Here is a 12,985-nt window from a genome sequence, read left to right as displayed (position 1 = left end):
ATACCTTCTCCAATACTTTTGTGGTTATCAATATATCCGGAAATGCTAATCAATACCTCTCTTTCTCTGCTTACGGTAATGGCCCCAAACCCATATTGCAGCACGATTCCAGAGATATCTTTACCGTTGATGATAAAGACTTCGTCCTCATTGATAATCTCCATCTCAAAGTGAGGGGGAATGGTGAAACGGGGGTCTATATCATGGGAAGTAGTAAGTATACTATCGTTTCTAACTGTAGAATTGAAGGGATCGGTAGTCCTCATCATGGAATCAATTATGGCAAAAATGATGGAAATAATAAAACTGTTGTCTCTCCTTTTTTGCTTAACAACTTTATTACTGGTTTTCGCTGGAACATTCGTTCTTCTGGATTTCCCTATAATGGCACGCATGAAGTCAAAGGAGGATTAATTGAAAATAACATCTGCGCTGACAACAGAGCGACCAGTGATGGGGATGGAATCAGTGCTCAGAGAGGTAAATACTTTGGTCTTATCATCCGTAAAAATGAAATCTACGGGTATTATGATGATGGAATTGATCTGTTCTCTGCTGATAATGTTATTGCTGAGTACAATACTGTACATAGTCCCCTCCAACCTGCTACTTCCGGTCAAGGTATCAAAGCTGGTGGTTTAACCCGTGCTGATATCATCAAGGGGCATCAGTCTACCAATATTACTATTCGTTACAATACTGTCTATAACCTCTACAACAGAGTAAATAGCGATGGTAGCCATAATGGTATTCAGACCAATAGCGGAGCCAGCGGAAAAGTCTATGGTAACCTGGTCTATGATGTGAAAGGACATGGTATCGTAGTAAGTGGGCCTATTCAGGAATGGGAAGTGTACAACAATACGGTGGTCAATGCCGGGGATGCCGGAATTAGGGTCTGGACCGATGGAAGCCAGGACTATAATGTCAAAATCTACAACAATATCCTGCATGGTAATAAGGGAGATATCGTTGTCTCTACCAACTCTACCAAAAAGAATGTTGATGGTAAAAATAATATCCTACTCTCTGGTAAAGCTTCCGGTAATTATTCCGCTTCAGGTGATAAATTCGCTAATATGAATGAAGTCTTTGAAAATCATCAAAATGATGATTATACAATTAAAGAATCATTTAAAAAACAAAGTTCATTTGATTAAAGAAGCGTCATAAATTAATTTCAACAAGCTATTTTTTTATATAGCCTTTTCTCTAGCATGCTCACCATAAGATACCAGCTTATAAATATTTAATATCCTTTCTCTTACAACTTCAGAAGAGTAATTTTTTAGTGCCTTTTGATGATTTACTCTCACAATTCTATTGTAAAGACTATCATCTGAAAGTATAAACTTCATCATTTCAGCGAAATCATTCGCATCTTTGCTGTCAGTCAAAAATCCATTTTCCCCGTGACTCACAGCATCTGCTATACCAGCATTGTAGCGTGAAATAATAGGCATACCATAAAGCATTGCCTCTAAAATGTTTGTTGGCATTCCCTCGCCATAATAAGTGGGGAACAAAAAAAGATGTGCTTCGTGAAGGACTTTTTTCTTTTTATTTTCTTTAATATAACCCGTGAAAGTTACATTCTGGATATTTCTGAGCTTCGTCATTTTTTTTGCATCCGCAAGCGCATTACCATCTCCAGCGATGATAAGCTCTAACTTCTTATGACTAAGTTCTGTTTGTAACTTTTCAAAAGCTTCTAAAGCGATATAGACACCTTTTTCTTCCTCAATTCGTGATAAGAAAAGTATTTTTATCTTATCGCTTTTTTTATAGTCCGCTAGCTTCTCGTTTATTGAAAAACCATCTAGAAAAGATGTGTCCGCAACGGTACTTTCCACCCAGAAGTGTGTCCGATTCGGATTACACCCCAAAGCAATTAATTTTTCTTTGAACAAATTACTAAGGACAACTATGTGTTTACATTTCTTAAACGACTTAGAAAAAATCCATCTATAAATAAGATTCTTTTTAATTTTATTTTCAAATTCATCTGACCAACCATGAAAGAAGACCAGGGTTTTTTTGTTGAACCCATGTGCGATGATTAAAAAAAGAGCATCTCTTATAAAAGAATTAAAATTCAGTGAAGGGTTAATATGTACTAGGTTTAATTCACTCTTAAAAAGTGTTTTAGCGTAAAAAAAATAATTCTTAATCAGCCTCCATACAAAATGCCCAAAAGACTCTTTTCTATCATTACTAACAAAAAAATATTTTATGCCATTAACGCTATGTAGACCCAATGCTTCATAATAATTACTAACGCCTCCAGGCACTTTCAGATCGGGAGTAAGAACTAAGACTTTATTACTCATTGAAAAGATTTTACAAATTTGACTCTACAATTTTTACTAGATTTTCTTCTAAAGCTTTCGCACTAAATTCTTCTTCGTAGGCTTTGTAAGCCTGATCTCTCAAACAGTTCAAGTCATACTTATTAAGGTCAATATCTTCCAATATTCTTGGAATATCTTTTTTAGGATCATCATAAAGAATAGCTGATTTATCATGCACGAGGTATTCTCTAATTGCTGGAAAGTTTGATGCAAGAATTATCTTTTTATGTCTCATATACGCCAGCAGTACCATGTGGCCAGATGCTCCTGCATCCGGATCTTTCATTGGCAAAATACAAACGCTAGAATGTACAACTAATGACTCAAACTCTGTTTTATCTATATCTTTTTTAACAATGATATTGTTTGGGAGAGTATCTAAGTCCCTTAGATCTTCGTTGAGATCAGAACCTACAATAATTAAGTTTTTATCAACTTCCTTAAAAGTCTCAATGAGTGTTTTGTAATTTCTATTTGTAAATCCTCCTGCAAAACAATAATCTTTAAAAGGAGGAACATAAGTTGGATCAAATAGTTCTACTGGTTTTTTCCAGTCTCCTAACTTAAAATAAGTAAGCTTTCGCTCAGGAATTCCCAAGCGCTTGGCATATAAAGGAATTTCATAAATAGCATTAAGCACCATTATCTCGTGCTTCAGACTGAGCACTTTTAATACAATTTCAAAAATTTTGAAAGCTAAATCTGAGTGGATAAAAAAGCCAAACCACAGCAACTTTTTATACTTGATGATACCTAGCTTAATAAGCAATTTAATGGTTAAAGCATTAAATCCGGTTACTATAATAACATCAGCGCGGGAGATCTTTTTTATATTCCGTAATACAAAAAGGACATCACTCAAAAAAAATAAAATCAATTCTTTTCTGGTTTTTATTCCCTTGGATGTTTCACCATTATTGATTTCTTGAAAACCATATCTATTTACTAATATCTCAGTCTCATGACGAAAAACATTTTGTCTACTTCTTACTATAATTTTTTTCATTCTAAACTGTATAATGAATTATAAATTAGCCCTAAACTTCTCTAATTTGGTAAATGGATTAACAATGTAAACTGATAGGTTGCGAGAGGTAATTGGCTCTTGAAACAAAAGCCTAAACATTGGATAAATTAAGAAAAAGTAAAAAACAAGAAAGCTCAACTATAAGTATAAACCTTTATCGGTAGAATAAATTAAGGCTACTCGCTATTTTTTGTTAAAAAAATCATTTAATGCTCACGTTTACAAATATTATTAATTTAAACTAATGCAGTACTTTTGTGATCTGAAGCATTCAAATTGTTAATCACTAATTTATACTTCCCTCTTTCGGTTTTAATAATTTGGCTTTCATCAACGACTGAGATTTTTATATCAAGCTGATAACCTACAAAAAGCTTCATTTTCTTCAGAATTTTAAGCTTAGCATCATCGTTAAATGATTTTGCTGGCACTACATTTATCTGGAGTTCGTTACGGTTATTTTGAATAATTTGAGCAAAGTTGATCTCATCCATTCCTTTAAATACCACCCCTAATCTAACAACTTTTGTACCATCTGGTAATTCTATCGCATCATCTACTCTACCTATGATTTGACTAACTTTGCCTGTAGAGTTGTCAGCAATTAAGACATCATTCACATGGTAGCGAATTAATGGAAAAGAAAAATTTATTAAACTAGTGGTGATAACATGATCGTCATTGTATTCATTGACTGAATATAATTTAAGTTCATCATAAGTTCCTTCTTGGTTTTCTTCTAATGCTATTGTCCTTTCTGCATTGCCATACCAATCAACAATTCTAGCATTGAATACTTTTTGTATTTTCTCTCTTTGAAACTCATATAAGGTTTCAGATGAGGTAAAAATAAGAGGAACATGTAACGATTTGTTTTTTTCTGATAAGAAGTTCGCCAATATTTCTACTGAACTTGGAAAGGCATAAATAGCATTCGGCGAAAATGAAGCGATTTCTTCATAATAATTTTCTACAGTTCTTTCACTTAGCCTATAGCTACTCAACTGTTTGGTATTAGAAAATGGATCTAAAGCCACGAATGTATCTCTGTCTAAATCAGCTCTTAATGCAACCGACTTTGCCCCTATTGTATGACCAAAATTTTCTCTATGTCTCCAAATATAGGCCTCTTCTTCAATGACAGATGAATAACTACGGTAAACTTTTAGTGGAGATCCTGATGTCCCGCTCGTGTAAGCAACTTTTTGAAATGATTTGGGGCCTGTTAAAATAACTTCAGCATGTTTTCTGATATGGTCTTTGGTAACAACAGGCAGTTTGTTTATATCACTAATGTCTTTTATAGTCTTAATATCCAGTCCATATTGCTGGTAATAGCTTTTATAAAAAGCAGAGTTAGAATAAGCATATTTCAATAACTTAAGGAATGTTTCATTCTGAAGTGTAAGTAATTTTTCTTGTTCTAATTCATATAGGCTTTTCAGCCGATGTAAACGATACCAGAACAAAGGATTATTTTTCAGAATATTTCTAACAAAGAAATGAGCTAACTTTTTCATATCAACTCTTGATAAACTTTTAATAATGATTCTTTCACTGAATCCGGAAAGTGTTTGTCTTTCACTAACCTATAGGAGTTATTTCCATATTCCATAAGTAATTTTTTGTCACTGACCAATCTAGTCAGTGCGTGATTCAGAGCTATTAAATCTCCTGGCTCAAATAATATTCCATTGTATTGATCATTGACAATTTCTGGTATACCTCCAACAGTAGTAGAAATAATTGGCTTGGCAAATGACATTGCTTCTAAAATTGAAATTGGAAGCCCCTCATTATAAGATGGAAGTATGTATATATCTGTGTCGTTTAATACTTTAATCTTTTTCTCTCCCTGAACAAAGCCTATATATTCAACAACTTCTGAAAGCTGGTTTGTACGAATAACTTCCAAAAGCTTATTAATATCACCATCTCCACCTATCTTCAAATGACATTTTTCTTTGAAAAAGCTCAGGTTTTCAGTCAGCACTGTTAACAGATCAAATATACCTTTCCTGTCCCCAATTCTACCTAAAAAAAGTAAATTTACTTTTTTCTCTAAGTTTTTATCGTTTTCAACATTTGAAAAACTATTGATATTAGATAATGTTTTTGAAGGATTTGCAACAATATTAGGTACAATTTTAATTCTCTTAGGTTTAAACTCTCCACTAAAAAATTCTTTCCACCAATTTGACAAAACTATTAGAGTATCTGATTCATTTATCATATACCTAACCCCTCTACGGATAAATGATGATGCACCCTGATAAAAGAGATGAAATCCAGCACCATGGATATGATATACTACTTTTTTTTTAAAAAGCTTTTTGGCCAGGAAGAAATAAATAAATTTTCTGTAGAAACTCCCCTTTGATGCACCATGTATATGGACGATCTTAATCTTTCTACTGATCATCAATCTGGCCGCAAAAACAAGGACAAGAAATGGGAATGAAAGTGTGGTAAGATATATATTGGCAGATGTTGTACTTGGTAAGTAATGAAAATTTTTGATTGAATTCTTATACTCTACAATAACTGCAGAAATCCCACCCTTCCAATACTTATAATGAGGTGCTATATATAAAACCTTGTCAAAAATATCTTTACTCATTAATCAAGAAATTCAAAACCAATACAAATTTTATTTATATAAAAAGTTTGAATAATTACATTTGAAAAAAAACAAAAAAATAGGGAAACAGTTTTCTAAAGTCTATTTCCCTATTTTTTGAATTAAGAAAAGGGATTTTTTAAAGCCTTTTTCTTGGTCTTCGTATAATAACCTTTGTCGTTACTTAAATACCCATATCCATATTCTCCGCTGTGTTTGACATCGTTAAATAATAGATATAGATTTTTTATCTTATTATTTTTATACAGATCGTTGATTCCCACCAGTATATTTTTATTGGTATACTTATAACGAACTACGAATAAATTAATATCAAAGTGATTGATTAAGACAAAGTAATCTGCCACATAACCAATCGGAGGCGTCTCAACAATTATTTTATCATAGCGTTGTTTCAAAGCATCAAATAGCTTTTGCGCATTGGGTGACTCAAACATTTTCGTAGGATCATCTTGAGGTGAGCCTGGAGCTATTACATCAAGGTTACGAAACTCTGTAGGTTGAATAACATTGTCTAAAGTGGCAAATTCTTGTAAATAATCTGTAAGCCCTGGTCCTTTCAGATCAAAATATTCGTGTATGCGTGGTTTTCTCAAGTCACCACAAACAAGCAGGGTACGTTTTCCAGAATCAGCAAATGTAGCCGCAATGTTAGCAGAGCAGAAGGTTTTTCCTTCACCACTAATTGATGAAGTTATTCCTATCACCTGATGGTTATTATCCTGATGAAAATATTGCAGGTTAATTCTTACAAACTTGAATGATTCAGCAATGGCAGAGTTTGGATACTTCTTTAATACTACTCCGGCATCTTTCGGACCATTTGCGATCATGCCCAGCAAAGGTACTTTAGTTTTGCTTTCAAGTTCGTCCTTATCACTCACCCTATTATCCAAATAATCTGATACTACGATGAATGCCAAAGGAAAACTAAGACCAAGAATAATAGCAGCAAACATAAACAACATAGGTTTTGGCCAAACCGGACCATTACCTTGCACCTCCGCACGTTCAATTGTTTCCACATTGGTAGTATTCGTAGCTAATACTACTTCTGCTTCTGCTTTCTTCTCCATCATTGCATTGTACTTCTCCTTATAATATTCGTAATCACGCTCCAAAACTGTAAGTTGCCTTTCATTTTGAGGCAGTGAGTTAGCTTCAGCTCTTGCCTGATAAATATCTCTATTGAGCCTGCTTTGAGTAGTAGACAATGAAGAAATGATACCAGATATATTGTCTTTTATAGCTTGTCTCAGGTCTGCAACATCTCTCTCCAGTTGAGTCACTAACGGGTTTGAGTCAGTTGCATTATACTTCATTTGCTGCAAACGAGTACTTAGCTGTATATAATTATTAACCAATTGATTAAAAATCGGATCAGATATACCCACAGCAGCAGGCGCTACAATTTTATCAGCTTGAGACTCATTGTTGAGAGACCTGAGGGTATTCTGATAATATGATAACTGATCATCCACAGTAGCTTTTTCCTGCTCTAATCTGTCCAAACGATTATAAATACTATTTTTGGCATAATCTACATCTAACAAGCTAGATGAAGATTTGAACTGCTGTAGCGCCATTTCAGCATTTTTTAAAGAATCAGAAAGTACAGCAATCCTTTTATTGATAAAATCAATTGAATTTTCACCTTTTAAATTTTTCTTAGCCAGAACATTACCTGCATAGGCATCAATCAAAGAGTTGATAAAGGCTTCACCTTTGGAAGGTATATTAATCTCCATATTGAGATTAACCACTCTGGCATTCTGGTTCATTTCATCTACAGGTGTTGCCGTCAACTTAGCTTTGTAGCTCTCCACTAAAGCTTTATGCGCATTAATTTTGAAAGCTAGATCATAATCTTCCTGACTCAACATTGAATTAGGATCAGCTTCAACAGTAATATTTAGATATTTTGTCTCAAGTGTATTACCTAATTTTACATTTTCAGAAAAAGAAACTTCTGGTATGATTCCAGAATACTCATTCGTAGAAAAATTGTAGGCTCGGACTTCCTCCCCATATGCTTCAATTTTGACAACATCCTCAGAAACAAATGAAATAAATAATGGTACGCCTACGAGTTGATATTTCGTACTGTCTACTTTTATTTTAACTGGAAAATCACTATATCTCTCATTAAGCCAGGACTCTTTCATGAAGGAAGGCCAGAACTTTTCAACTGTAAAATAAGATACTTTAAAATCAAGTCCTTCCAATGCTACGCTTATCATCCTATCAGATGTTAGCTTGGCTATTTCATTAGTAAGTGCAATTTTGCCCTCATCTCTAGCGTTGGTCTGGGTGTTCTGATTTAAAAGTTCACCAACCTCTGTAGAACCTCTCTCTCTATCTTCAAAGAGGATACTTCCTTGTACTGCGTATCTCTTTTCTGAAAATTGACTGTAAACGACGGCAATGATAAGAAAGAATAGAGAACTAAACAGGAACCAATACCATTTTGACTTTATTTTATAAAGTAATGGTAAAATATCAGCGCTACCTTCATTTACTTTTTTAATATTTTCCATTGTTAAGAATATTAGTGATTTCTAAGGAGTGTTATTTCTAATGTTCACATATGCATTAACAAATAATGCTAAAGTGGTGAGAGCCGAGAATACTATAGTTAAAGGCTCCAAATTTGATCTTTTTATCTGTTCCTTGTTCGGCTCTACATATAATACATCATTAGGTAACAAAAAGAAATACTTAGAGTTCATCAACTCTGAATCCCGCATGTCCAATAAAATGACCTCAGAACCCTCGCTTGTTTGGCGAATCAACTTAATCTCATCTCTACTGCCAAATTGCGTGATATCCCCAGCCATTGCCAAGGCTTCCAGAATATTGGCCTGCCCATTGTATATAAGGTAATATCCGGGGTTTCTTACCTCTCCTAAGACTGATACTTTAAAACTAACTAATTTTACTTCTACAGATGCATTATTCAAGTATTTATCAATCTCTGTCTGTACCAACGTTTCAGCTTCATTTACCGTCAAACCATCAACTTTTACAGTCCCAACAATTGGAATATTAATGTTCCCATTATCATCTACTGAGTAACCCGCCAGGTATAAATAAGCCGGATTAACATTACCATTTACAATCTGTCCTTCATTTTTAGAAAATAATGCTGTAGTAGTAGGATCTGGATTACGTACATCTATTTGTAACACATCGTTGATTTGAATCCTATATTCTGGTCGCTTGTTTTTTATTGAAGTGGGATACTCCTTATTAAACTCATCATTTTGTAGATAAATAAGCTCCTTACTTGAATAACAGCCGGACAAACTGATGATTATCATCATTATGCCTATAAACTGTAACGTGAGATTTCTTTTTTTCATTCGGAAAAAGTTATACACAAGTAATATATTATTTAATTATTTTTATCTATTTAACACAAAAATAGTCATTAAATATTCATTTGAAAATTTTTTGACTTAAAAAATTACATTTTTTCTATAATTATTTAAATATTAATATAAATAAAGCGTCAAAAAATGAAATAATAAATTATTTAGATATAACAACTTGACTAATCTACTAGGGCCCTTTTGAAAGGAGTTAGATAAGACATGTAATAATTATTTAAAAAATTATAAATCTTAGCAGCATTATCTCAAAAATGACGCCAATGTGTTGCTATATAATGTACTTGCTTCATCCAGATTCATAACCACTTCTTGATCTATCATAAAAACGTCCGACACTACATTTCCAATGCGCTGAAATGGAACAGAAAGTGATGTTAATGTAGACTCCAGACTTTCTATCTGTACTTCATTCACACTTACCACTATCCTACCCTGCCCTTCTCCAAACAGAAACGCGTCTTTTCTAATAGACGGGTCAGTATTGATATTAAAGCCTAAATTGCCTGTGAGGGCTGATTCAGCTAAAGTTACGAACAAGCCTCCATCAGAAATATCATGTGCTGAGACTATCATGTCTTGCTTGATAAGTTCTTTGATAGCTGCCTGTACTTTGTACTCCTCCTCAAGGTCAAAATATGGAGAGGAAGAAGATTTGACTTTGCAATAACTATAGAGATATTCTGAACAAGCAATATCATCATTTACTTTGCCAAGCAAGTACAATTGATCGTTCTCATTTTTAAAATGCATTGTCATTTTCTTGTCATAATGATCAAGTAGCCCCAGCATTCCTATTACCGGTGTAGGAAATACCGCTCCACCATCATTAGACTGATTGTAAAAGCTGACATTGCCACCGGTAACGGGCGTATTAAATTTCTCACAGGCTTTTTTCATCCCCATGATTGCCTTTACAAACTGCCAGTAGACTTCAGGGTTATAAGGGTTTCCGAAGTTTAGACAGTTGGTAATAGCTACGGGTTCGCCACCTGCACATACAATATTTCTGGCTGATTCAGCTACTGCTATCGCACAGCCTTCTTCAGGATTGGCATGCACATAACGTCCATTACAATCTACAGTAATTGCAATAGCTTTTTTAGTACCCTTAATTCTAACTACTGGCGCATCTGATGGAGCATTGGTCGTAGTAGTGCTGGTACCAATCATAGAATCGTACTGCTCAGCTACCCATTGTCGTGAAGCGATGTTTGGATGACTTAATAAAAATTTAGCAACTTCTACATAATCAGGCTGAGGAATGGAATCAGGATTAAACTTTTTAAATTCCTGAAAGTAAGCTGGTTCTTTGTATTCTCTATGATAGACTGGAGCCCCTCCTCCCAATACAAGATCATGCGCCGGAACCTCAGCTACTAAAGTATTGTCCTGATAAAATTTGAGTATCTTATTATCTGTAACTTCTCCTATTTGCGCACAGTTAAGATCCCACTTCTTGAAAATATCCAGAACTTCCTGCTCTTTGCCTTTTTTAATCACTATTAACATTCTTTCCTGAGATTCAGAAAGTAGAATCTCAAAGGGGAGCATACCTTCTTGTCTCAGTGGCACTTTGTCTAGCCAGATATCCATGCCATGCGCTCCTTTGGCGCTCATTTCTGAAGTAGAACAAATAATCCCTGCCGCTCCCATATCCTGGATACCGACAACTGCACCGGATGCAATTACTTCAAGGCTAGCTTCCAGCAACAGTTTTTCCTGGAAAGGATCACCTACCTGTACCGATGGTAAGTCATTTAAAGAATCTTCGCTGATATCTTTAGAAGCGAAAGCCGCTCCGTGGATTCCGTCCTTTCCGGTAGCAGACCCTACGATAAACACGGGATTACCAACTCCATAAGAAATAGCAGATGCAGTTTTGTCTGTTTCCACAATCCCTGCTGAAAATGCATTTACTAGTGGATTCACCTGGTAGCAGGGATCAAAATAAAGTTCTCCACCAACTGTAGGAATACCGAATGCATTTCCATAATCCCCAATGCCTTTTACTACACCTTTCAGCAACCATTGGGTCTTTTTGTTACTCAGATCTCCAAACCGTAAGGAGTTGAGCTGGGCGATTGGCCGGGCACCCATGGTAAAAATATCACGGTTGATACCACCTACACCGGTAGCCGCTCCCTGGTAGGGTTCAATAGCGGAAGGGTGATTGTGAGATTCTATTTTGAAACTACAGGCCAGACCATCTCCGATGTCTACCAAACCTGCATTCTCCTCCCCTGCTTCGGCGAGCATTCGCTCTGAGGATTTAGGAAGTTTCTTAAGCCAGACAATAGAGTTTTTATAAGAACAATGTTCTGACCACATCACTGCGAAAATACTTAACTCAGTGAAGTTTGGTGTACGCCCTAAAATTTCATTGATTTTTTGGTATTCTTCTTCTAACAAGCCCAGGTCAAGGGCGGTCTGTACGGTTGTGAACTCTCCTTTCAACTTTTTGCCTTTTTTGGTGAATGATGGCGCAATTTACAATAAGTTGATAGGAAAAATAAAAAAACATTAAACTAAAGCACGTATACTTATAATCATCCAAAAAGGGGCTGATAGACTACTTATGCTGCCAGCGGGCAAAGTCTTTGGCAAAATAGGTAAGTATAATATCTGCGCCTGCTCTCTTAATACAGGTAAGTGCTTCCAGCATACATTTTTCTTCATCAAGCCAGCCCTTTTCCGCAGCGGCTTTGATCATCGCATACTCACCACTGACATGGTATGCAGCAATTGGTAATGCATAATTATCTTTCAGCAATCTGATTACATCCAGATAAGGAATGGCGGGCTTCACCATCATGATATCAGTTCCTTCCTCCACGTCAAGATCAGCTTCAATCAGGGCTTCCGCTCTATTGGCCGGGTTCATTTGATAGGTCTTCTTGTCACCTGCTTTGGGGGCGGAGTTCAATGCGTCACGGAAAGGTCCATAAAAAGCACTGGCATATTTGGCAGTATAAGACATGATAGACACTTCTGTAAAACCATGTTCATCCAAAACATTCCGTAAGTAGCCTACCCTACCATCCATCATATCAGATGGTCCTAAAATATCTGTACCTGCTTCTGCCTGAGCTATTGCCATTTTCCCAAGTACTTCCAGTGTTTCGTCGTTGAGAATCTTTCCATCCTTAACAATACCATCGTGCCCATCTGAACTGTAAGGATCCATCGCCACATCTGTAATCAGACAGACGTCAGGAAAATTTTCTTTTATCTTTCTGATCGTTGATATATATAAGCCATCGGGATTATGGCTTTCAGTAGCCATCGGGTTCTTCAGGGAGTCGCTAATAGAGGGAAATGGGGCGAAAGTATGTAGCCCTAAATTGATACAGGATTGAATTTCTTCCATCAATAGGTCTGAACTATATCTGTAAATACCAGGCATAGAGGAAACCTGAACTTTTTTATTATCTCCTTCAATCAGAAATAGCGGTAAGATCAAATCCTCCAGGCTAACTTTGCTTTCCTGCACCAAATTGCGCACTAGAGCAGATTTGCGATTTCTACGGGGCCTTCTATTAAGCATAGCTCATCAATTTTCCGCTAATTTATTATT

Annotated in this window: 9 protein-coding genes; 1 reads left to right on the top strand and 8 read right to left on the bottom strand. The window is 35.5% G+C overall.

Going from position 1 to position 12,985, the window contains the following annotated elements; genetic code table 11:
* On the top strand, positions 1-1,160 hold a 1,160-nt coding region (locus WJR50_RS25135; RefSeq protein WP_341296062.1), incomplete at its 5' end, for a right-handed parallel beta-helix repeat-containing protein.
* Positions 1,161-1,196: 36 nt separating this feature from the next.
* Here the strand turns inward: WJR50_RS25135 and WJR50_RS25130 are convergent.
* The 8 genes from WJR50_RS25130 to hemB form a co-directional block, all read right to left on the bottom strand.
* Positions 1,197-2,330, bottom strand: a complete 1,134-nt coding sequence (locus WJR50_RS25130) for a glycosyltransferase family 4 protein (protein WP_341296061.1) — start codon at positions 2,328-2,330, stop codon at positions 1,197-1,199.
* A 10-nt stretch (positions 2,331-2,340) separates the two neighbouring features.
* A complete protein-coding gene (locus WJR50_RS25125; protein ID WP_341296060.1) occupies positions 2,341-3,357 on the bottom strand; it encodes a glycosyltransferase in 1,017 nt (338 codons plus the stop codon).
* 257 nt (positions 3,358-3,614) lie between these two features.
* The gene (locus WJR50_RS25120) at positions 3,615-4,898 is read right to left on the bottom strand and encodes a phenylacetate--CoA ligase family protein (protein WP_341296059.1); all 1,284 of its coding nucleotides are present in this window, start codon (positions 4,896-4,898) and stop codon (positions 3,615-3,617) included.
* Positions 4,895-5,998 carry a glycosyltransferase family 4 protein gene (locus tag WJR50_RS25115; protein ID WP_341296058.1) on the bottom strand — a complete coding sequence of 368 codons (1,104 nt, stop codon included), beginning with the start codon at positions 5,996-5,998 and terminating at the stop codon, positions 4,895-4,897. The genes WJR50_RS25120 and WJR50_RS25115 overlap by 4 nt, the downstream gene beginning before the upstream one ends.
* A 122-nt stretch (positions 5,999-6,120) precedes the next feature.
* A complete protein-coding gene (locus WJR50_RS25110; protein WP_341296057.1) occupies positions 6,121-8,556 on the bottom strand; it encodes a GumC family protein in 2,436 nt (811 codons plus the stop codon).
* 21 nt (positions 8,557-8,577) lie between these two features.
* Positions 8,578-9,381 carry a polysaccharide biosynthesis/export family protein gene (locus WJR50_RS25105; RefSeq protein WP_341296056.1) on the bottom strand — a complete coding sequence of 268 codons (804 nt, stop codon included), beginning with the start codon at positions 9,379-9,381 and terminating at the stop codon, positions 8,578-8,580.
* A 270-nt stretch (positions 9,382-9,651) separates the two neighbouring features.
* Positions 9,652-11,865: a phosphoribosylformylglycinamidine synthase subunit PurL gene (purL, locus tag WJR50_RS25100; RefSeq protein ID WP_341296055.1), complete on the bottom strand. Its 2,214-nt coding sequence runs from the start codon at positions 11,863-11,865 to the stop codon at positions 9,652-9,654.
* 115 nt (positions 11,866-11,980) lie between these two features.
* Positions 11,981-12,955 (bottom strand): porphobilinogen synthase, encoded by a 975-nt coding sequence (gene hemB / locus WJR50_RS25095; protein WP_341296054.1) that lies wholly within the window; start codon positions 12,953-12,955, stop codon positions 11,981-11,983.
* Between the last annotated feature and the right edge of the window lie 30 nt (positions 12,956-12,985).

Source organism: Catalinimonas locisalis (genome assembly GCF_038039535.1).
GTDB lineage: Bacteria > Bacteroidota > Bacteroidia > Cytophagales > Cyclobacteriaceae > Catalinimonas.
This window is presented reverse-complemented; position numbering and strand designations above follow the sequence as displayed.

What these genes read in the sequence shown, in the direction of transcription:
- WJR50_RS25130 (WP_341296061.1), bottom strand. Translation starts at nt 2,330, where the DNA reads ATGAGTAATAAAGTCTTAGTTCTTACTCCCGATCTGAAAGTGCCTGGA.
- WJR50_RS25125 (WP_341296060.1), bottom strand. Translation starts at nt 3,357, where the DNA reads ATGAAAAAAATTATAGTAAGAAGTAGACAAAATGTTTTTCGTCATGAG.
- WJR50_RS25120 (WP_341296059.1), bottom strand. Translation starts at nt 4,898, where the DNA reads ATGAAAAAGTTAGCTCATTTCTTTGTTAGAAATATTCTGAAAAATAAT.
- WJR50_RS25115 (WP_341296058.1), bottom strand. Translation starts at nt 5,998, where the DNA reads ATGAGTAAAGATATTTTTGACAAGGTTTTATATATAGCACCTCATTAT.
- WJR50_RS25110 (WP_341296057.1), bottom strand. Translation starts at nt 8,556, where the DNA reads ATGGAAAATATTAAAAAAGTAAATGAAGGTAGCGCTGATATTTTACCA.
- WJR50_RS25105 (WP_341296056.1), bottom strand. Translation starts at nt 9,381, where the DNA reads ATGAAAAAAAGAAATCTCACGTTACAGTTTATAGGCATAATGATGATA.
- hemB (WP_341296054.1), bottom strand. Translation starts at nt 12,955, where the DNA reads ATGCTTAATAGAAGGCCCCGTAGAAATCGCAAATCTGCTCTAGTGCGC.